This is a genomic window from Streptomyces sp. WAC 04229 (assembly GCF_003947455.1).
GTDB lineage: Bacteria > Actinomycetota > Actinomycetes > Streptomycetales > Streptomycetaceae > Streptomyces.
In genome coordinates this window covers 38,627-59,050 of sequence record NZ_QHJH01000013.1, presented here as the reverse complement: position 1 = coordinate 59,050, position 20,424 = coordinate 38,627, and the positions used below count along the sequence as shown (strand labels likewise).

Here is a 20,424-nt window from a genome sequence, read left to right as displayed (position 1 = left end):
GGACAGATCCCCCGGCCAGGGGGTGGCAAGGCATACGGGGACGACACGGGGAGTTCGGATCAATGGTGCAGAACCAGGGACTCGGCTGGCTGCTGGACGACCTGACCGCGCGAGTCGAGCACGTCCGGCACGCGCTGGTCCTGTCCAACGACGGCCTGGTGACCGGAGCCAGTACGGGACTGCGACGCGAGGACGCCGAACACCTCGCGGCCGTCTCGTCCGGGCTGCACAGCCTGGCCAAGGGCTCGGGCCGGCACTTCGGTGCCGGCCAGGTACGGCAGACGATGGTCGAGTTCGACGACGCCGTGCTGTTCGTGACGGCGGCGGGCTCGGGGAGTTGCCTGTGCGTGCTCAGCGGGGCCGAGGTCGACATCGGGCAGATCGCGTACGAGATGACGCTGCTCGTGAACCGGGTCGGCGAGCACCTCGACGTCGACGCACGGCAGCCGGGACGAATATCGCCCACAGACCTCTGACCTGCACATTCAATGTCGTCTTGGGGTGGGCGGCAGAGTTTTCCACAGGCCGGACGCGGATGCCGTCGCAGCGGCTACGGTTTTTCGTGTCAGGCGGGCACGCACGGTGCCGGCCGAACACTCCACGGGGGAGACGAGCATGTCCGGCAACACCGTCACGCGAGAATTCTCAGCGGCCACCGAGCAGACCGGCAGTATGGGGGACGCCCCTCTCGCACCGGGGCGCGCGGCACGAGTACTGGGCCTCAAACGCAGCGAGTTCGACCTCGCCGTCCACCTCGGCCGCATCCGCACCGTGCCCGACGATCCAGGGGGTGGCCGGCGCGTCACCCGCGACGAGATCGAGCGGATCCGGGCGGCCGAGGGCTTCCCCGAGACCTTGCGGGCGGGCGTCCGGACCGTGGGGACCACGGAGGGCGCGGCCCTCATGGACGTGACCAAGGCCCGGTTCACCCGCCTCGCACGGCTGGGGCTACTGGTTCCCGTGAAGTTCTACGTCAACCGGTATCGAGCCGTCGTCTGGCTGTACCTCGCCGACGAGCTGCGGCAGTTCGCCGGCGACGCGCGGAACGCCCCACTGATCAAGGGCCGCACGCCCGAGGGACTGCGGGGGCAGCTGGGGGAGGGGCTGGACCTGCGCCCCCGCAACTGGAGGGGGCGGCACCTGGGATTCCTGCTTCGCCAGGCCGACGACCCGTGGGCCCGGGCGGCGGCCGTGGCGTCGCTGCTCGGGGCGGTCGAGGTCACCGAGGTCGTCAGGGATCCCTACGAGCGTTCGTACCTGCGCCGGTTCCACCCCGTGCGGCCGGTCCACGGCTCGCCCGGTTCCCCTGCCGCACAGATCGCCGAGGAGATCATGACGGCGGCGGACCCGGACGAGACCGACTGGTTGCGCGCGGACCTGGCGGACGCGGTGGCATCCGCCCGCGAGCAGCGCCCCGCGCCCGGACCGGCCCTTCGCGCCGCTCCCGTCCCGCCGGGGCCGGAGTCCACGCCGGACGACACCGAGGAGCCCAGGAGGCTGCGCGATCTGCTGGGCAGGCTGTGGCGCAGAGAAGACGCCTGAGCCCATGGCTCGCCCGGTGACCTAGAGGGCCCGGAAGAGCCCTTCCTGGACGACGGACACCAGCATGCGTCCCTCGGTGTCGTAGATCCGCCCGCGCGCCAGGCCCCGTCCGCCGGTCGCGATCGGCGACTCCTGGTCGTACAGGAACCACTCGTCCGCGCGGAACGGCCGGTGGAACCACATGGCGTGGTCCAGCGACGCCATGTCGAAGCCCCTGGGGCCCCACAGCGGTTCCACCGGGATGCGCACGGCGTCCAGCAGGGTCATGTCGCTGGCGTAGGTCAGTGCGCAGGTGTGCACGAGCGGGTCGTCGCCGAGCGGCCCGACCGCCCGCATCCACACCGCACTGCGCGGCTCGGCGTCCTTGACCTCCTCGGCGCTCCACCGCAGCCGGTCGACGTAGCGGATGTCGAAGGGCTGACGGCGGGCCATCCGCTCCAACTGCTCGGGCAGCTCGCCCAAGTGCTCCCGCACCTCGTCGGCCACCGTCGGCAGCGACTCCGGGTGCGGGACCTCGCGGGCCGGCGGCAGCTGGTGCTCGAAACTCCCCTGTTCAGGCTTGTGAAAGGAGGCGGTGAGCGTGAAGATCGTGCGGCCCTGCTGTACGGCGGTGACCCGCCGGGTCGTGAAGGACCGGCCGTCCCTGTCGCGTTCGACCTGGTACACGATCGGCACGCCCGGACGTCCGGGCCGCAGGAAGTACGCGTGCAGCGAGTGCACCGGGCGGTCGCCCTCGGTGGTGCGGCCGGCGGCGACCAGCGCCTGGCCGGCCACCTGTCCGCCGAAGACCCGCTGCAGCGACTCCTCTGGGCTGCGGCCACGGAAGATGTTGACCTCGATCTGCTCCAGATCGAGCAGGGCGACGAGGCTCTCGGCCGGATTTGTCATGGGTGGGTTTCTCCTGTGCTCACAGCTGGCCGACATCGGTGACGCGGACGACAGCCCGGCCCTCCGCGTCGGAGGCCGTGAGGTCGACCTGAGCGCTGATGCCCCAGTCGTGGTCGTCATTCGGGTCGTCGAAGATCTGCCGCACGCGCCACAGACCGTTCTGCGGCTCCTCCTCGATCACCAGCAGCTTCGGGCCGCGGGCGTCGGGGCCGGTGCCGAGGTCGTCGTACTCGTCCCAGTACTTGTCCATCGCCTCGCCCCACGCGTCCGCGTCCCAGCCCGCCTCCGCGTCCATCTCGCCCAGCTCGTCGACGTGGTCGAGGGCGGCGAGTTCGACCCGGCGGAACATGGCGTTGCGGACCAGGACCCGGAAGGCCCGCGCATTGGCGGTGACCGGCCGCACCTGATCGGCCTTCTCCTGTGCCTCCTCGGCGGTCATCTCCTCCGGGTTGGCGAGTTGTTCCCACTCGTCCAGCAGGCTGGAGTCGACCTGGCGCACCATCTCGCCGAGCCACTCGATCAGGTCCTGAAGGTCCTCGGACTTCAGGTCGTCCGGGACGGTGTGGTCGAGGGCCTTGTAGGCGCTCGCCAGGTAGCGCAGCACGATGCCCTCGGTCCGGGCCAGTTCGTAGTGGGAGACCAGCTCCGTGAACGTCAGCGCCCGCTCGTACATGTCGCGGATGACCGACTTGGGCGACAGCGGATGGTCACCGACCCAGGGGTGGCTCCTGCGGTACGTGTCGTAGGCGTGGAAGAGCAGCTCCTCCAGCGGCTTCGGGTACGTGATGTCCTGGAGGCGCTCCATGCGCTCCTCGTACTCGACACCGTCGGCCTTCATCGCGGCCACGGCCTCACCGCGCGCCTTGTTCTGCTGGGCGGCGAGGATCTGCCGCGGGTCGTCCAACGTGGACTCCACGACGGACACCATGTCCAGCGCGTACGACGGCGATTCCGGGTCCAGCAGCTCGAAGGCCGCCAGGGCGAACGTGGACAGCGGCTGGTTCAGCGCGAAGTCCTGCTGGAGGTCCACGGTGAGGCGGACGTCGCGCCCCTCGGCGTCCGGCCGGTCGAGCTTCTCGACGATGCCGCCGTCCAGCAGCGAGCGGTAGATGGCGATGGCCCGCCGGATGTGCCTCAGCTGCTGCTTGCGCGGCTCGTGGTTGTCCTCCAGCAGGTGCCGCATCGCGGCGAAGGCGTCGCCCGGGCGGGCGATCACCGACAGCAGCATGGTGTGCGTCACCCGGAACCGGGACGTCAGCGGCTCCGGATCGGAACCGATGAGCTTGTCGAACGTGCTCTCCGACCAGGCCACGAAGCCCTCGGGAGCCTTCTTACGGACGACCTTCCGCCGCTTCTTCGGGTCCTCACCGGCCTTGGCGAGTGCCTTCTCGTTCTCGACGACGTGCTCCGGCGCCTGGGCGACGACGAAACCCTCCGTGTCGAACCCGGCCCGGCCCGCCCGACCCGCGATCTGGTGGAACTCCCGGGCCCGCAGCGTGCGCACCCGGGTGCCGTCGTACTTGGTCAGCGCTGTGAACAGCACCGTCCGGATGGGGACGTTGACGCCCACGCCCAGGGTGTCCGTCCCGCAGATCACCTTCAGCAGACCGGCCTGCGCGAGCTTCTCCACCAGCCGCCGGTACTTGGGCAGCATGCCGGCGTGGTGGACGCCGATGCCGTGCCGGACGTAGCGGGAGAGGTTGCGGCCGAACTTCGTGGTGAAGCGGAAGTTGCCGATCAGGTCGGCGATCCGTTCCTTCTCCTCACGCGTGCACATGTTGATGCTCATCAGCGCCTGCGCCCGCTCCACGGCCTGCGCCTGCGTGAAGTGCACGATGTACACGGGCGCCTGCCGGGCGGCCAGCAGATCGGTGAGCGTCTCGGTCAGCGGCGTGTAGCGGTACTCGTAGGAGAGCGGCACCGGGCGGGTGGCCGAGCGGACCACCGCGGTGGGCCGGTCGGTGCGGCGGGCCAGGTCCTTCTCGAAGAAGGAGACGTCACCGAGGGTCGCCGACATCAGGACGAACTGGGCCTGTGGCAGTTCCAGCAGCGGAATCTGCCAGGCCCAGCCGCGGTCCGGCTCCGCGTAGAAGTGGAACTCGTCCATGACGACCTGGCCGATGTCCGCGTGCTTCCCGTCACGCAGCGCGATCGACGCCAGGACCTCGGCGGTGCAGCAGATGACGGGCGCGTCCGCGTTCACGGACGCGTCGCCGGTCAGCATGCCGACGTTCTCGGTACCGAAGATCTTGCACAGCTCGAAGAACTTCTCCGACACCAGCGCCTTGATCGGAGCCGTGTAGAAGGTGACCTCGTCCCGCGCCAGAGCCGCGAAGTGGGCGCCCGCCGCGATCATGCTCTTGCCGGAGCCGGTGGGCGTCGACACGATCACGTTCGCCCCGGAGACCACCTCGATCAGCGCCTCCTCCTGATGGGGGTAGAGCGTGAGACCGCGCTCCTGGGCCCACGCCTCGAAGGCTTCGTACAGGGCATCGGGGTCGGCGGTCCGCGGCAGCTGATCGATGAGGGTCACGCCCCCATCTTGCCTGCCCCGCGTCGCGATGGGGGAATCGGCTGTCGGCATGAAGATCACGAACGCTACGCTGGGGCGCCGACGAGGCATCAGCGGACCCGGACAACTGCACAGCGGCACACGAGGAATGGGGCGGGCAACGGCGATGATGGGACCAGCACACTCACTCTCGGGCGCCGCGGCGTGGCTCGGCGTCGGGGCGGCGGCCGCCGCCGCGGGACACCCGATGCCGTGGCCGGTGCTGCTCGCGGGGGCCCTGATCTGTGCGGGAGCGGCGCTGGCCCCGGACCTCGACCACAAGGCGGCCACCATCTCCCGGGCCTTCGGGCCGCTCTCCCGGGGGCTGTGCGAGATCGTGGACAAGCTGTCGTACGCCGTCTACAAGGCCACGAAGAAGCCGGCCGACCCGCGCCGCTCGGGCGGGCACCGCACCCTCACGCACACCTGGCTGTGGGCCGTCCTGATCGGCGCGGGCACGTCGGTGCTGGCCGTCACGGGTGGCCGCTGGGCGCTCCTGGCGATCCTCTTCGTGCACATGGTGCTTGCCATCGAGGGCCTGCTGTGGCGGGCCACCCGGGGCTCCAGCAGCGATGTGCTGGTCTGGCTGCTGGCGGGGACGAGTGCGTGGATCATCGCCGGGATACTGGACAAGCCGGACGGCGGCGCGGACTGGCTGTTCACCGCGCCTGGCCAGGAGTACCTGTGGCTGGGGCTGCCGGTCGTCCTCGGCGCGCTGGTGCACGACATCGGGGACGCGCTGACCGTCTCGGGCTGCCCCATACTCTGGCCGATACCGGTGGGCCGGAAGCGCTGGTATCCGATCGGGCCGCCGAAGCCGATGCGGTTCCGAGCGGGGAGCTGGGTGGAGCTGAAGGTGCTCATGCCGGCGTTCATGCTGCTCGGGGGAGTGGGCTGCGCGTCGGCGCTCAACTTCATCTGAGGGTGGCGGTCAGTGCCATCTCAGCCGGAGGCCCCGGCGCCCTGTCCCTCGTCGCCGCCCTCACCGCCGTAACGCCGCTCGAAGCGGGCCACCCGCCCCTCCGAGTCCACGGTTCGCGCCTTGCCCGTGTAGAAGGGGTGGCTCTCCGAGGAGATCTCCACCTCCACCACCGGGTAGGTCTCCCCGTCGTCCCACGCGATGGTCTGGTCGCTGGTCGCGGTGGACCGGGTCAGGAAGGCGTAGCCGGCACTGCGGTCGCGGAAGACCACGGGCCGGTACTCGGGATGCTTGCCCTGCTGCATGGCTGCTCCTCGTGCCGCGCGGATCATGGAGCGGACGACGCGGATGTGCCGCCCCTGGGGGTGTCAGCCGGGCAGCGTGTCCTCGTCGACGACGTGCATCGCGGCTTCCTCGGCGGAGGCGGCCGCGCCGTCGATGCCCACGTCCAGGGCCACCAGCGCCGGCTCCTCGTCCTCGTGCGCCCCCTCGTCGGGTGCCACGAGCCTTCCGGAACGGTCGGCGCCCACCTCGCCGTCCAGCAGTTCTCCGTCGGTGCCGTCGGCGTCCCCCAGCCCGTCGCCCTCGGGCGCGAGCTCGTCGGGCCGCTCCTCGGCGAGCCGCTGGTCGAGGGTCTCGCCCTCGTGGCGTTCGGCTGCCGTCACGCCGGTGTGTTCCACCGCCCAGGGGCGCTCCGGCGGGGACCAGCCGCGATCGAGGGGATCGCCCACACCGTCGTTCTCGAGCGTGTCCTCGCTGTCGAGCAGCCCGGTGTCCTCCCGCTGCTCCGATCCGTCCGGTTGGTAGACGTCGTCTCCCCATCCGTCGGCGCTGTTCACGGGTACCTCCAGGGGGTGGGGACCGGCCCCTTCTCGCCGCGCACCGCGGCGGACCGCCGCTGCACGGGGCACAGGCTTCGCCCGTCGCGGAACCGCACGGTCCCCGGGTTCACCTCGAGCCGGTGCCTACCCCCAGCCTTCCACTCCGGTTCGGGACCGCGCAACGGCACGGACCCCGCGCGGGTGGCCGCCCGCCCCGTCCACTCCGCTCCTCGCCGCATCGCCGCTCCGTCCGGCACCCCCGCTCCGGTCCGGTTCGCGGCCGCCTGGTCCGGCACGGGTGAGCTGCGGTCCCGGGCCTATGGGCAGCGGCCCGGGGCCGACGGGCTGCCGTCCAGCACCGATGGGCTGCCGTCCAGCGCCGCCGGGGGCCGACCGAGCCGGAGCGATGCCCGTGGCCGGTCGAACCCGAACTCGAACCCGAACCCGAACCCGAATCCGAATCCGATCCCGAATCTGCCCCCACCCCCGGAGGGTGCCGCGGGCTCACCCGTGCCAGGACCGCCACAGTGCCGCGTAGGCGCCGTCCGCCGCCACCAGCTCGTCGTGGCTGCCCAGCTCGCTGATCCTGCCGTTCTCGACCACGGCGATGACGTCCGCGTCGTGGGCGGTGTGCAGCCGGTGGGCGATCGCGATCACCGTGCGACCGTCCAGGACCCGGGCCAGGGACCGTTCGAGATGACGCGCGGCCCGCGGGTCGAGCAGCGACGTCGCCTCGTCCAGCACCAGGGTGTGCGGGTCGGCCAGCACCAGCCGGGCCAGGGCGATCTGCTGGGCCTGCGCGGGAGTGAGGGCGAAGCCTCCCGAGCCGACCTCGGTGTCCAGGCCGTCGTCGAGTGCGCGGGACCAGTCGTCCGCGTCGACCGCGCCCAGCGCCGCCCACAGCTCGGCGTCGGTGGCGCCGGTCCTGGCCAGCCGGAGGTTGTCGCGCAGGGAGCCCACGAAGACGTGGTGCTCCTGGTTGACGAGGGCGACGTGGGAGCGGACCCGCTCCGCGGACATCCGGGACAGTTCGGCGCCACCCAGGGTGATCCGGCCGTCACGCGGACCGTAGATGCCGGCGAGCAGCCTGCCCAGCGTGGACTTGCCGGCGCCCGAGGGCCCGACCAGGGCGAGCCTCGTGCCGGGGGCGACCTCCAGCGACACCTTGCGCAGGACGTCCACGCCCTCGACGTAGCCGAAGTGCACGCGGTCGGCGTGCACGTCCCGTCCCTCGGGGGACAGGGCGTTGTCACCCGCGTCCGGTTCGATGTCCCGCACGCCCACGAGCCGGGCCAGGGATACCTGGGCCACCTGGAGTTCGTCGTACCAGCGCAGGATGAGGCCGACCGGGTCGACCAGCATCTGCGCGATCAGGGCAGCCGTGGTCATCTGCCCGACCCCGATCCAGCCCTGCAGGACGAACACACCGCCGATCAGCAGGACGGAGGCGAGCACGGTCACATGGGTGACGTTGATGACCGGGAAGAGCACCGACCGAAGCCAGAGCGTGTAGCGCTCCCAGGCCGTCCACTCCCTGATCCGCTGCTCCGACAGGTCGATGCGCCGGCCGTCCAGACGGTGAGACTCGACGGTGCGTCCGGCGTCCACCGTCTCGGCGAGCGCGGCGGCCACCGCGGCGTACCCGGCGGCCTCGGACCGGTAGGCGGAGGGCGCCCGCCGGAAGTACCAGCGGCAGCCGATCACCAGAAGCGGCACCGCGATCAGCACCACCGGTGCCAGCGGCGGAGCGGTGACCACCAGTCCGCCGAGCAACAGCACCACCCAGACGGCACCGATCGCCAGCTGGGGCACCGCCTCGCGCATGGCGTTGGCGAGCCGGTCGATGTCCGTGGTGATCCGGGAGAGCAGGTCCCCGGTACCGGCCCGTTCCAGCACGCCGGGCGGCAGTCCGACCGACCGCACGAGGAAGTCCTCGCGCAGATCGGCCAGCATCCGTTCGCCGAGCATGGCCCCGCGCAGCCGCACCTCGCGGACGAAGAGCGCCTGCACGGCGAGCGCGAGCACGAAGAACGTGGCCGTGAGACCGAGATGCAGCTCGCGGGCGCCGTCCGACACCCGTTCCACGAGCCCGCCCAGCAGGTAGGGGCCCGCCATCGAGGCGATCACGGCGACGGTGTTGACGGTGACGAGGAGCAGAAAGGCCCGGCGGTGCCGGCGCAGCAGTTCGCCCGTGTAGGCGCGGACGGTCGCGGGAGCGCCGACGGGGAGGGTGTTCGCCGTCGTGGGGGCCGCAGGGTCGTACGACGGTGGTGCGACGCCGATCATGCCTTCTCCTCGAGCTCTTCCAGCCGGTGCAGTACGTCGCTGTCGTGGCGCAGTACGTCGTCCTCGCCCAGGACGTCGTCGTCCGGGGTCTTCGCCGTGCGGCCGTCGGCCTTGCGGCCGCCGACCACGGTCATGTCCGAGCGCTCCCCGAACGCGGACTCGTCCGTGCGGGCCGTCGTCTCCTCGTCGGTCTCGCGGGTCACCACCGCCCGATACCGCGGCTCGGTGCGCAGCAGGTCCCGGTGCGTGCCGGTCGCGGCGACCTCGCCGTCGTGCAGGAACACGGTCCGGTCCGCGCGGTCCAGCAGCAGTGGCGACGAGGTGAACACCACCGTGGTGCGCCCCGCGCGCAGCTCCCGTACGCCTTCCGCGATCCGTGCCTCGGTGTGCGAGTCGACGGCTGAGGTCGGTTCGTCCAGGACGAGCGCCTCGGGGTCCGTGATCAGGGACCGGGCCAGGGCGAGCCGCTGGCGCTGGCCGCCCGAGAGCGAGCGGCCCCGCTCGGTGATGCGAGCGTCCATGGGGTCTTCCGCATCGAGCGAGCCCTGCGCGAGCGCGGCCAGCACGTCGCCGCACTGGGCGGCGGCCAGCGCGTCCCCGGCGCTCACCGCGCCGGAGGCGGGTACGTCGAGCAGTTCGCGGAGGGTGCCGGAGAGCAGCACCGGGTCCTTGTCCTGCACCAGGACGGCCGTGCGGGCGGATCCGAGGGGCAGCTCGTCGAGCGGCACCCCGCCCAGCAGGGCCGACGTACCCGCCTCCGAGGGGTGTCCGCCGAGTCGTTCCGCCAGACGTCCGGCCGTGTCCGGGTCGCCGCACACCACGGCGGTGAACCGGCCCGACAGGGCGAGGAGACCGGTGGCCGGGTCGTACAGATCGCCGGTCGGGATCTCGGCGGTGCGCGTCCCCGCGGTGTCCGTAACCCGTTCCAGCGCCAGTACCCGCGCGGCCCGCTTGGCCGAGGGCTTGGAGAAGGAGTACGCCATGGCGATCTCCTCGAAGTGCCGCAGGGGGTAGGTGAGGAGCATGACGGAGCTGTAGACGGTGACGAGTTCGCCGATCCCGATGCGGCCGTCCCGGGCCAGGTGGACGCCGTGCCAGACCACGGCGATCAGCAGCAGGCCCGGCAGCAGCACCTGGATCGCGGAGATCAGGGACCACATGCGCGCGCTGCGCACGGCCGCGTGGCGCACCTCCTGGGAGGCGCTCCGGTAGCGGTCGAGGAAGAGGGCCTCGCCGCCGATGCCGCGCAGCACACGCAGGCCGGCGACGGTGTCGGAGGCGAGTTCGGTGGCCCGGCCGGCCTTCTCGCGTTGGACGTCGGCCCGCCGGGTGGCCCGCGGCAGCAGTGGAAGTACCGCGAGGGCCAGAACGGGCAGGCCCACGATCACGACGACGCCGAGGGCCGGCTGGTAGACGACCAGCGCGACGCAGACCAGCACGATGGTGAGCGCGGCCGCGGTGAAGCGGGAGACGGCCTCCACGAACCAGCCGATCTTCTCGACGTCGCCGGTGGACACGGCCACGACCTCGCCGGCCGCAACGCGCCGGGTCAGTGCCGAACCGAGCAGCGCGGCCTTGCGGGCGAGCAGTTGCTGGACTCGGGCCGCCGAGGTGATCCAGTTGGTGACGGCGGCGCGGTGCAGGAAGGTGTCGCCGAGCGCGTTGCCGGCGCAGCACAGCGCCATGAGGCCGCCCGCGAGGGCGAGCCGGGTGCCGGAGCGGTCGACGACGGCCTGGATGGCGAACCCGACGCAGAAGGGCAGGGCGGAGACGGAGGCGAAGTGCAGCAGGCCCCAGGCCAGTGACTTGAGTTGGCCGCCCAGCTGGTTGCGGAACAGCCACCACAGGAAGCGGGAGCCCGAGCGTGCGTCCGGCACACCCGGGTCGGGATACGGAAGGTCTTGGATCTGCATGACGTCCCAGTGGCTCGTGTCAGGGGGTGCCGTTGCCACACGGCATCGAGAGGCTGCAAACCGTGCAAGGTTCGCGTCGCGGCATGCCCAAAATCAAGCGGTTTTCCGCGGTGGGGCACGGATCGGACGGCTTCCGCCGTACTCGCGCGGGGCCTTGGGGACGCGGTTGCGGACGCTGGTGCGACCATGGACCGATGGGAAGTGTTGGCACACGGCGTACGGCGGTCGCGACGGCGGCCCTGGGATTCCTGACGGTGGCGGCGCTGGCCGGCTGCGGCGGCCCCTCCGAGGGCGGCGCGGGGGACCGGGGGAGCGGACCGGCCGAGGGCGCCGGGCACGCGAGTGCCACGGCCGACCCGACGCGGATCCCGGGCGTCGGCGACCGGTACCAGCGGCTGGTGCCGACCGGTACTCGGCAGGTCGTGGCGGTGTACGGCGACGGTCCGGACTCCGCCGACGCCACCGTGGTGCTCTACACCAAGCAGGGCTCCGCCTGGCACCGCGCCCGCAGTTGGGCCGCGCACAACGGCACAAGGGGGTGGACGACCGACCACCGCGAGAACGACAAGCGCAGCCCCGTGGGCGTCTTCACGCTGAGCGATGCCGGCGGTGTGCTCCCGGACCCGGATCCCGCCCCGGACACCGGGCTGCCGTACACCCGTTCCGCATCCTTCGCGGCGCCGAGGTGGTGGGCGAAGTCGTACTGGCACGACTTCGACTACGTCATCGCCATCGACTACAACCGCGTCAAGGGCACCTCGCCGAACGATCCGACCCGTCCCCAGGGCGCGTCCAAGGGTGGCGGGATCTGGCTGCACATGGACCACGGGAGCGGTACGTCGGCCTGTGTCAGCCTGCCCAAGCCGGCGATGGAGTACCTGCTGCGCACGCTGGATCCGGACGCACGTCCCGTGGTGGTGATGGGGGACAAGGCGCGGCTGAAGGCCTGACAGCGCTCGGGAACGCCTCAGCTCCGGACGGCGCCCCGGTCCGGTACGCAGCCGGGGCCGTCGACCAGCGTGTCCAGCAGACCGCCGAGCACCGCGCGTTGCTCGTCCGACAGCGGCGCCAGGATCTCCTCCGCGGCCGAGCGGCGGGCGCCACGCAGCTCGCTCAGGGCCGTGCGTCCGTCGTCGGTCAGCTCGATCCGGACAACCCTGCGATTGGCCGGATCCGGGGCACGTCGCACCTTCCCTGCCGCCTCCAGCCCGTCGACCAGCGTCGTCACCGCCCGGGGAACCACCTCGAGGCGTTCGGCCAGGTCGGCCATGCGGGGCGGCGAGCCGTAGTGCGCCAGGGTGCGCAGCAGCCGGGACTGGGCCGGAGTGATGCCGAGGGCGCGGTGCTCCAGGTGGCGCTTCTGGATGCGGTGCACCCGGCGGGTGAGCCGCAGCAACTGCTCGGCGAGCAGGCCGTCGGAATCGGGGGTGGTCATGCGGGAACAATATCAGGACGATATTCATTGTGAGTATAGGTAACAATGACCTATGCTCCGCAAGGCCGGCGGATCCGAGGGATCCGCCGGCCCCCCACTGCCGACACCCCGTAGGAGCCCATGCAACCCGACCGCGCGTCCACCTGGACCGCACCCGCCGACGCCGAGGAACAGCCCCGGCAGGTGCGACGCATCCTGAAGCTGTTCCGCCCCTACCGGGGCCGCCTCGCCGTCGTCGGGCTGCTGGTCGGCGCCGCCTCGCTCGTCTCGGTCGCCACGCCCTTCCTCCTGAAGGAGATCCTGGACGTCGCGATCCCCGAGGGGCGCACCGGCCTGCTGAGCCTGCTCGCCCTCGGCATGATCCTCGGCGCCGTCCTCACCAGCGTCTTCGGCGTGCTGCAGACGCTGATCTCCACGACCGTGGGCCAGCGCGTCATGCACGACCTGCGCACCGCCGTCTACGGCCGGCTCCAGCAGATGTCCCTCGCCTTCTTCACCCGCACCCGCACGGGCGAGGTCCAGTCCCGCATCGCCAACGACATCGGCGGCATGCAGGCGACCGTCACCTCCACGGCGACCTCCCTGGTCTCCAACCTCACCAGCGTGGTCGCCACCGTCGCCGCCATGGTCGTCCTCGACTGGCGCCTCACCGTCGTCTCGCTGCTCCTGCTCCCGGTGTTCGTGTGGATCAGCCGCCGCGTCGGCAAGGAGCGCCGGAAGATCACCACCCGGCGCCAGAAGCAGATGGCCGCGATGGCCGCCACGGTCACCGAGTCGCTTTCCGTCAGCGGCATCCTGCTCGGCCGCACCATGGGCCGCTCGGACTCGCTCACCCGCTCCTTCGCGGACGAGTCCGAAGGGCTGGTCGACCTCGAGGTGCGGTCGAACATGGCGGGCCGGTGGCGAATGGCCGTCATCACGATCGTCATGGCCGCCATGCCGGCCGTCATCTACTGGACCGCCGGCATCGCCCTCCAGTTGGGCGGGCCGGAGGTCTCCCTCGGCACGATCGTCGCCTTCGTCTCGCTCCAGCAGGGCCTGTTCCGGCCGGCCGTGAGCCTGCTGTCGACCGGTGTCCAGATCCAGGCGTCGCTCGCGCTCTTCCAGCGCATCTTCGAGTACCTCGACCTGCCGATCGACATCACCGAACGCGACGAGCCGGTCCACCTCGACCGCATCAAGGGCGAGGTCCGCTTCGAGAACGTCGGGTTCCGCTACGACGGCCAGGGCTCCGCGGTCCTCGACGGCATCGACATCACCGTCCCGGCGGGCAGCAGCCTCGCCGTCGTCGGCCCGACCGGCGCCGGCAAGTCCACCCTCGGCCACCTGTTGCCGCGCCTGTACGACGCGACGGACGGCCGGGTCACCCTCGACGGGGTCGACGTGCGAGACCTGGACTTCGACACCCTCGCCCGGGGGATCGGCGTGGTCTCGCAAGAGACGTACCTCTTCCACGCCTCGGTCGCCGAGAACCTGCGTTTCGCCAAGCCGGACGCCACCGACGCCGAACTGGAGGAGGCCGCGCGGGCGGCCCAGATCCACGACCACATCGCCGCTCTGCCCGACGGCTACGACACGGTGGTCGGCGAGCGCGGCCACCGCTTCTCCGGCGGGGAGAAGCAGCGGCTGGCCATCGCGCGCACCATCCTGCGCGACCCGCCCGTCCTGGTCCTCGACGAGGCGACCAGCGCGCTGGACACCCGTACGGAGGCCGCTGTGCAGGACGCCATCGACGCGCTGTCCGCCAACCGGACCACGGTCACCATCGCTCACCGCCTGTCCACCGTCCGGGACGCCGACCGCATCGTCGTCCTCGACTCCGGGCGCCTGGCCGAACAGGGCACGCACGAGGAACTCCTGGAGCGGGACGGACGCTACGCGGCCCTGGTCCGCAGAGACGCCCGACTGGAGCCGACAAGATGACGATATGCCGGGTTTGTGTGCAAATCAGGGTTACCGTGCCCGCATGCAGACGAACACTCCGCGACGAAGCGCGAGGCGCGCGAGGAGCGCCGGCAGCACCAGGAGCCCGAGGAGACCGAGGAGCCCGAGGCGGACGATTCGGCTGACACGCCGGGGCCGTGTCGCCCTGATCGCGGCCGGCGCCGTCGTGGCCGCCACCGCCGTGGCGGTGCCCCTGCTGACGACGGACGAGAAGGGCGAGTCCCGTCCCACCTCGCTCGTGATCCCCGAGGGCTGGCGGGCGACGCAGGTCTACGCGGCCGTCGACAAGACGCTCGAGCTGCCCGCGGGCACCACCAAGAAGTCCCTCACCAAGGCCGACCTCGAGCTGCCGAACGACGCCGAGGGAAATCCCGAGGGCTATCTCTTCCCGGCGACCTATCCGCTCGGGGAGTCCCCGACGCCGGAGAAGCTGCTGGAGGCCATGGTCGACGCGGCGACCAAGAAGTTCACCGGCGCGCCGGTCGCCGCAGGCGCCCAGCGCAACGCGCTGAACGTGTATCAGGCCGTCACCATCGCCAGCATCGTGCAGGCGGAGGCCGCCGCCAAGGAGGACATGGGCAAGGTGGCCCGGGTGGTCTTCAACCGGCTGGAGCGCGGGATGCCGCTCCAGATGGACTCCACCATCAACTACGCCCTGGGTCGCTCCACGCTGGACACCACCGCCGAGGACACCCGGGTCGACAGCCCCTACAACTCGTACCAGCGCATGGGCCTGCCGCCCACGCCCATCGCCAACCCGGGCGACGTCGCGATGACCGCCGCGATCAATCCGACCCCCGGGGACTGGCTGTACTTCGTCACGGTCAAGCCGGGCGACACCCGCTTCACCGCCGACTACGCCGAACACCAGCGCAACGTCGCCGAGTTCAACCGGGCCCGGGAGAGGGCCTCGAAGGCGGCCGGGGCCGGGTGACCGGGCCGGGCGTCACGCGGCCACCGGTGCCTCCTCGGCAAGCAGTCGCCTGATGTCCCGCACGGCCGAGCGTCCCGCCCGGTTGGCGCCGATGGTGCTGGCCGACGGCCCGTAGCCGACGAGGTGGACCCGCGGATCGGCGACCGCGCGTGTCCCCTCGACCCGGATGCCGCCGCCCGCCTCCCGCAGCCGCAGCGGCCGCAGATGGTCGATGGCGGGCCGGAACCCGGTCGCCCACAGGATGACGTCCGCCGCCACGCGCCGCCCGTCGCCCCACTCGATTCCCTCGGGCGTGATCCGGTCGAACATGGGCTGCCGGTCCAGCACACCCGACTCCAGCCCCGCCCGGATCGCGTCGTTGAGCGGCAGCCCCGTCACCGACACCACGCTCTTCGGCGGCAGCCCCTGCCGCACCCGCTCCTCCACGAGCGCCACCGCCGCCCGGCCCGCGTCCTCGTCGAAGGGCCCCTCGCGGAAGACGGGGGGCCTCCTGGTCACCCAAGTGGTGGAAGCGGCGTACGAGGCGATCTCCAGCAGATGCTGCGTCCCCGAGGCGCCGCCGCCCACCACGACCACGCGCTGCCCGGCGAACTCCTCGGGCCCCGCGTACTGAGCGGTGTGCAGTTGCCGGCCCCGGAAGGACTCCTGCCCGGGGTAGCGCGGCCAGAAGGGCCGGTCCCAGGTGCCGGTCGCGTTGATCAGGGCCCGCGTGGACCAGGACCCGGCCGAGGTCTCCACGAGCAGCCGCCCGCCCGTCCCCTCGCGCACCGCGCGCACGTCGACGGGCCGACGCACCCGCAGGCCGAAGGTCCGCTCGTACTCGGCGAAGTATCCGGCCACCACCTCGGCGGACGGCCGCGCCGGATCCGCGCCGGTCAGCTCCATGCCCGGCAGCGAGTGCATGCCGTGCACCTTGCCGAACGTCAGTGACGGCCAGCGGAACTGCCAGGCGCCCCCGGGGCCGGGCGCGTGGTCCAGCACCACGAAGTCGCGTTCCGGCTCGAAGCCGGTGCGCCGCAGGTGATAGGCGGCGGCGAGTCCCGCCTGACCGGCCCCGATGACGACGACCTGGACCTCGCGTGTGTAGTTCACGTTTCTACCAACGGCGCCGGGGGTCCGGATCTTCCCGCAGTGTCAGGATGGGGCCATGTCAGATGCCTTCACCACCCGCGTCCTCAACCTCGCCACCGGCTCGGCGGAGCGCGTCGCCGACATCACCGGTGACTGCGAGTCCTTCCTGCGCGAGGCGGCGGCCGGCCGCGACGGCCTCCTCAACGTCTTCGTGCCGCACGCGACCGCCGGGATCGCGATCATCGAGACCGGCGCCGGCAGCGACGACGACCTGCTGGCCGCACTGCACACCCTGCTCCCGGCCGACGACCGCTGGCAGCACCGCCACGGCAGCCCGGGCCACGGCCGCGACCACGTCCTGCCCGCCCTCGTACCCCCGCACGCGACCCTGCCGGTGATCGACGGCCGCCTGGAGCTGGGAACCTGGCAGTCCGTGTGCCTGGTGGACACCAACAAGGACAATGCCGGCCGTCAGGTGCGATTGAGCTTCCTGGGCTGAGCCGGATCGCCCCGAGAGTGGCCGCCGATTCTCCGTACCTTGCGTGCTCGGAACGGAGAAGTCTCGCGCGGCACGGACCTGACCATGATCGAACGCCCCTACGACGGATGCGGGAGGTGTCTGCTCGGCGTGCGACGGCTGTCGCGCATGAAGTTCGCCACGTCGTCCCCGGGACGGGTGACCACACAGGCCGGCGATCTCGAGCCGGCCATCCCGAAACTACGGGCCGGGAGCCTCTTCCCCTTCCTCGGCCTCCTCGAGCGCCGGCGGCGCATCGACCCCTGCCTCTTCCCCGGAGCCAGGGCGATGGCTTGAGGTCGTGGACGCGCACGTCGGTGTATTTGAGGTCGGTGAGCATCGCCCGCGGGGCCACGAGGACCGATGGGGTTGTCGCCGGAGGTCCTCGGCCGCGAGTGCGACCGTGTCATCCCGAGGTCGATCAGCAGCTGGGAGACCTTCTTGGAGGTCATCGAGGTGCCGCGGCCGGTGTGCGCGGTCTCGGGCACGATGCCGTTGCGGGCGATGGTGCCCTGGATGAACTCCTCGGCGCGCCGGGCTGATTCGACCCGCTCGACGATGTAGCCGACCATGTGGCGGATCCCTACCAGAACGCCGCCGTGCCTGTGGATGAACACAGCACACGTGGAGTGGCCTGCTGCAAATGGGGATTCCTACGGTGGCGGGACCATAAGCCGAAGTATCCACCGCGACCTGGACAAGGAGTCCACCCATGGACCATGGGCCCTCTTCACCCGCAGGCCACGGCAGTCACGAGATGGGCGGTGCCGTCTCCTTACTGGACACCTGGGGTGCCGTCGTGTTCATCGGCTGGGCTGCGGCCATGTGGGCGGCAGTCGTCATACTCGCCTACGCAAACCGTGGACCTCTCCGCCCCTGGCTGTACAAGACCGCGGTCGCCGTCATCGGTCTCGGCGTGATCGGTCAGATAGGCCACTTTCAGGAGCACGTCGCCCAGGCCGGATACTGGGTGGCGAACCCGTACGCCCCTGCCTGGATGACTCCTTGGGCGAACGGTCTCGCGCGTGGCATGGGCCAGGTGGACCCGACCAAGCCCGCGTTGGGCATGGAGATCCTGCACCTGACCGGAAACTTCATCTTCCTCGCCGGCCTCGTCGGCATCGTGCAGATCACCCGACGAGCCACCGGGCACCTCAAGACGCGCAAGTGGGCCAGGATGGGCGTCTGGATGCAGGGCATTCACGGTATCGAGCACATCGTCCTGACGGCCTCAGTGGCCCTGGGTGCCAGTAACGCGATCGGTCTGTCGACCTGGTTCGGTGCGATTGATCCCGGCCCGGCGCTGGTGACCTATCGCGTGTGGTGGCACTTCGTCGCCAACCTGATCGGCACCGGGATCCTCGCCATCGCCCTCTACCACCTGTGGAAGGAGAAGCGCGCGGTCAGGGCTGGATACGAGGAGGGCCAAGGAGGGAACTCCAAGGGCTTTGGCCGCCCAGCACATGGTTGGGCTGCACCCGGGGCCGTCCCGGCGCGAGGCGAGGCACCCGTATCACCCTCATTGCGGCGGTGAACTGGGCGCGGTCGTTGGTGTTCCCGTCGGTGAGGTGAAGGCGAGCGGGCGGCCGAGCGCGCCGCAGGCCAGGTGGATCCCACTGGTCAGGCCGCCCCTGGAACGCCCGAGGCAGGGGCTGGAGAGCACCAGTTTCGGGCCCCGGCGGCGTGCTGATGGGCACGGACTACGGTGAAGTCGACGGGCACCGGCCAGTCGATGTCACCGGCTGCGTCCGCTCCGGCCTGCGCGGCCGTGAGCATCCGCTCGAGAGTGCCGTTCCTGGCCCGATGCCGCGGACGCCGGTGCCGACCTTGTTGACGTACTGGTCGTCGGGCGGAACCGGGTGTGCGGCGTGGTCCACGGACCGTACCGCTCTGGCACGTCCCGCCAGGCCGTACCGGTCCGCAACCACCACACGATCCCGTTGAGTATCCTCCGGTCATCCAGCCGCTACCGCCCCCGCCACAAGGCAGGAAGCAGCGGCCGGACGAACTCCCACTCGGCATCGGGCAGTTCAGATCGACGCACGGCCTCCACCGCCGCCTCCCGGTGCGGGCGGACGGCGCGGAGGGCCGGCCGGTGGAGGCCGGACGCTGCCGGCTGGTCGTCAGCAACCAGGGCTGCGCGAGATGCGCCGGGTGGCCCGCCGCGTGGGGGTGCTGACCTTCATCACGAGGACGGCCAGATCATCTCCGACGACGACCGGGTCTACAGGTTCCTCCTCGTCTACGACCAGGCGGCAGAGCACGGTGCGCGATACGCCCGCCTGAGCGGCTGGACAGACGTCACCGGGTCCTGGGAGAACGGACCCTTGGCAACGCGCACAGCAGGTGCCTTCGCATGGAAGTCCGGCCCGCCCCCTTCGGACTGCTGGTCCCGCAGGGGCGGCGGACCCGAGCGGCACATCGCCGGCCGGCGGACCGATGAGTTTCGGGTCGTGCGGAAGTCACCACCTGCAGAACCGGTCACGGGCCGGCACGCCCGTACCTGAAGGAGAAGCATGGCAAAGCTCATCTACTCGATGGTCACCTCGCTCGACGGCTACGTGTCGGCGACGGAGGGAGGCATCGGCACCGGGGCCGACGACCCGGAGGTGCACACCTTCATCAACGACCTCTTCCGCCCCGTCGGCACGTACCTCTACGGCCGGCGGATGTACGAGACGATGCTGTACTGGGAGACCGCGCTGGAGGTGCCCGACCAGCCGCCGCAGATCCTGCAGTACGCGCGGGACTGGCAAGCCGCGGAGAAGATCGTGTACTCCACGACGCTCGACTCGGTTTCCAGCGCGAAGACCAGCCTCGAGAGGAGCTTCGACCCGGAGGCGGTGCGCAAGCTCAAGGCCGACGCCGAACGCGATTTCACCGTCGACGGCCCGACGCTGGCCGCGCAGGCGATCAAGGCCGGCCTGGTGGACGAGTACCACATGTTCGTCACCACGACCGTGGTCGGCGGCGGCAAGCGGTTCTTCCCCGACGGGGTGCGACTCGACCTTGAGCTGGTCGAGGAGCGGGCCTTCGACAGTGGCGTGATGTACGTGCGCTACCGGACTCGCTGAGCTGTGCCGGCCGTCCTCGTGCGCCGGGCGGGCTGATCCTTCAGCTTGTCCGGCGCTCGAGGACAATGTCGGGGCTCAAGGACTCTCGTCCCGGCTGCACTGCACAACGGGGGCGGGTGAGCCAGTTCGTAGGCCCGCCTGCGCGCGGCAGGACACCGAAGCGGGCCCGCCGCCCCCGTTCCCCCGATCGCCCTCCGGGCTCTATTTCAAGCGCCGGAGGGGCTCGTTCTTGGATCCCCTCCTTACGCCTTCCCGAAAGTCCTGCTGACAGCTGTCCTCAAGCGCCGGGCGGGCCGGCTGGGAAGCCGCAAGTCCGGCCGACCGGCCCGGGGGCAGCCCCCGGACACCCGCTCCTCACGCGCCGGAGAGGCTGAACTCCGGCGAGGGTGCCCCCGTAGTGCGCTGCGGGAGCGCCGACGATCGGCGCGGCCTGAGGGGTGTCGGCTCCGATGCCGGCCGCGAGGGCGCAGCGTCTCGTACACGTACACGTAAAGGTCCGCGTCGCGGCCGAAGGCCGTCACGATGACCA

At 71.2% G+C, this 20,424-nt stretch carries 20 protein-coding genes; 11 read left to right on the top strand and 9 right to left on the bottom strand.

What is annotated here, in order from left to right; genetic code table 11:
- Window positions 1-62 precede the first annotated feature (62 nt).
- Entirely contained in the window at window positions 63-476 is a 414-nt protein-coding gene (locus DMH12_RS06215) for a roadblock/LC7 domain-containing protein (RefSeq protein WP_122620844.1), read from the top strand.
- A 139-nt stretch (window positions 477-615) separates the two neighbouring features.
- Window positions 616-1,542, top strand: a complete 927-nt coding sequence (locus DMH12_RS06210) for a DUF6397 family protein (RefSeq protein WP_125490530.1) — start codon at window positions 616-618, stop codon at window positions 1,540-1,542.
- A 21-nt stretch (window positions 1,543-1,563) separates the two neighbouring features.
- Here DMH12_RS06210 and DMH12_RS06205 read toward each other — a convergent pair whose 3' ends face one another.
- Together DMH12_RS06205 and DMH12_RS06200 are read right to left on the bottom strand one after the other, a co-directional pair.
- A complete protein-coding gene (locus tag DMH12_RS06205) occupies window positions 1,564-2,430 on the bottom strand; it encodes an acyl-CoA thioesterase II (protein WP_125490529.1) in 867 nt (288 codons plus the stop codon).
- Between the two features lie 19 nt (window positions 2,431-2,449).
- On the bottom strand, window positions 2,450-4,963 hold the full coding sequence (locus tag DMH12_RS06200) for an RNA helicase (RefSeq protein ID WP_185832169.1): 2,514 nt from the start codon (window positions 4,961-4,963) through the stop codon (window positions 2,450-2,452).
- 145 nt (window positions 4,964-5,108) lie between these two features.
- Between DMH12_RS06200 and DMH12_RS06195 the strand changes: the two genes are divergently transcribed.
- The gene (locus DMH12_RS06195; RefSeq protein WP_125490527.1) at window positions 5,109-5,903 is read left to right on the top strand and encodes a metal-dependent hydrolase; all 795 of its coding nucleotides are present in this window, start codon (window positions 5,109-5,111) and stop codon (window positions 5,901-5,903) included.
- 20 nt (window positions 5,904-5,923) lie between these two features.
- On the opposite strand, the gene DMH12_RS06190 is transcribed toward DMH12_RS06195, so the two are convergent.
- From DMH12_RS06190 to DMH12_RS06175, 4 genes are all read right to left on the bottom strand, one after another.
- Window positions 5,924-6,205, bottom strand: coding sequence for a type B 50S ribosomal protein L31 (locus DMH12_RS06190; RefSeq protein WP_125490526.1), 282 nt, complete (start codon window positions 6,203-6,205; stop codon window positions 5,924-5,926).
- Window positions 6,206-6,268: 63 nt separating this feature from the next.
- Complete coding sequence (locus DMH12_RS06185; protein WP_122620839.1) at window positions 6,269-6,739, bottom strand: DUF5709 domain-containing protein; 471 nt, start codon at window positions 6,737-6,739, stop codon at window positions 6,269-6,271.
- 486 nt (window positions 6,740-7,225) lie between these two features.
- Window positions 7,226-9,007, bottom strand: coding sequence for an ABC transporter ATP-binding protein (locus DMH12_RS06180; protein WP_125490525.1), 1,782 nt, complete (start codon window positions 9,005-9,007; stop codon window positions 7,226-7,228).
- Complete coding sequence (locus DMH12_RS06175; RefSeq protein WP_125490524.1) at window positions 9,004-10,920, bottom strand: ABC transporter ATP-binding protein; 1,917 nt, start codon at window positions 10,918-10,920, stop codon at window positions 9,004-9,006. The genes DMH12_RS06180 and DMH12_RS06175 overlap by 4 nt, the downstream gene beginning before the upstream one ends.
- A 194-nt stretch (window positions 10,921-11,114) precedes the next feature.
- Here DMH12_RS06175 and DMH12_RS06170 point away from each other — a divergent pair, with 194 nt between their 5' ends.
- Window positions 11,115-11,870: a L,D-transpeptidase family protein gene (locus DMH12_RS06170; RefSeq protein ID WP_125490523.1), complete on the top strand. Its 756-nt coding sequence runs from the start codon at window positions 11,115-11,117 to the stop codon at window positions 11,868-11,870.
- A gap of 17 nt (window positions 11,871-11,887) precedes the next feature.
- Here DMH12_RS06170 and DMH12_RS06165 read toward each other — a convergent pair whose 3' ends face one another.
- On the bottom strand, window positions 11,888-12,355 hold the full coding sequence (locus tag DMH12_RS06165; protein WP_125490522.1) for a MarR family winged helix-turn-helix transcriptional regulator: 468 nt from the start codon (window positions 12,353-12,355) through the stop codon (window positions 11,888-11,890).
- Between the two features lie 120 nt (window positions 12,356-12,475).
- Here DMH12_RS06165 and DMH12_RS06160 point away from each other — a divergent pair, with 120 nt between their 5' ends.
- Window positions 12,476-14,278, top strand: coding sequence for an ABC transporter ATP-binding protein (locus DMH12_RS06160; protein WP_125490521.1), 1,803 nt, complete (start codon window positions 12,476-12,478; stop codon window positions 14,276-14,278).
- A 202-nt stretch (window positions 14,279-14,480) separates the two neighbouring features.
- A complete protein-coding gene (gene mltG, locus DMH12_RS06155; RefSeq protein WP_125490557.1) occupies window positions 14,481-15,233 on the top strand; it encodes an endolytic transglycosylase MltG in 753 nt (250 codons plus the stop codon).
- A 12-nt stretch (window positions 15,234-15,245) separates the two neighbouring features.
- Here mltG and DMH12_RS06150 read toward each other — a convergent pair whose 3' ends face one another.
- Window positions 15,246-16,325: an NAD(P)-binding domain-containing protein gene (locus DMH12_RS06150; protein ID WP_125490520.1), complete on the bottom strand. Its 1,080-nt coding sequence runs from the start codon at window positions 16,323-16,325 to the stop codon at window positions 15,246-15,248.
- Between the two features lie 55 nt (window positions 16,326-16,380).
- Here DMH12_RS06150 and DMH12_RS06145 point away from each other — a divergent pair, with 55 nt between their 5' ends.
- The 4 genes from DMH12_RS06145 (at window position 16,381) to DMH12_RS06130 (ending at window position 18,355) form a co-directional block, all read left to right on the top strand.
- Window positions 16,381-16,803, top strand: a complete 423-nt coding sequence (locus DMH12_RS06145) for a secondary thiamine-phosphate synthase enzyme YjbQ (protein WP_125490519.1) — start codon at window positions 16,381-16,383, stop codon at window positions 16,801-16,803.
- An 84-nt stretch (window positions 16,804-16,887) separates the two neighbouring features.
- Window positions 16,888-17,118: a transposase gene (locus DMH12_RS40440; protein WP_125490518.1), complete on the top strand. Its 231-nt coding sequence runs from the start codon at window positions 16,888-16,890 to the stop codon at window positions 17,116-17,118.
- A 66-nt stretch (window positions 17,119-17,184) separates the two neighbouring features.
- Window positions 17,185-17,385 carry a hypothetical protein gene (locus DMH12_RS38955; protein ID WP_185832167.1) on the top strand — a complete coding sequence of 67 codons (201 nt, stop codon included), beginning with the start codon at window positions 17,185-17,187 and terminating at the stop codon, window positions 17,383-17,385.
- A 148-nt stretch (window positions 17,386-17,533) separates the two neighbouring features.
- On the top strand, window positions 17,534-18,355 hold the full coding sequence (locus DMH12_RS06130; RefSeq protein WP_125490517.1) for a DUF6008 family protein: 822 nt from the start codon (window positions 17,534-17,536) through the stop codon (window positions 18,353-18,355).
- A 201-nt stretch (window positions 18,356-18,556) separates the two neighbouring features.
- On the opposite strand, the gene DMH12_RS40435 is transcribed toward DMH12_RS06130, so the two are convergent.
- Window positions 18,557-18,784, bottom strand: a complete 228-nt coding sequence (locus DMH12_RS40435) for a transposase (RefSeq protein WP_125490556.1) — start codon at window positions 18,782-18,784, stop codon at window positions 18,557-18,559.
- 553 nt (window positions 18,785-19,337) lie between these two features.
- On the opposite strand from DMH12_RS40435, the gene DMH12_RS06120 reads away from it, so the two are divergent.
- Window positions 19,338-19,895, top strand: coding sequence for a dihydrofolate reductase family protein (locus DMH12_RS06120; RefSeq protein WP_125490516.1), 558 nt, complete (start codon window positions 19,338-19,340; stop codon window positions 19,893-19,895).
- The last annotated feature ends 529 nt before the right edge of the window (window positions 19,896-20,424 follow it).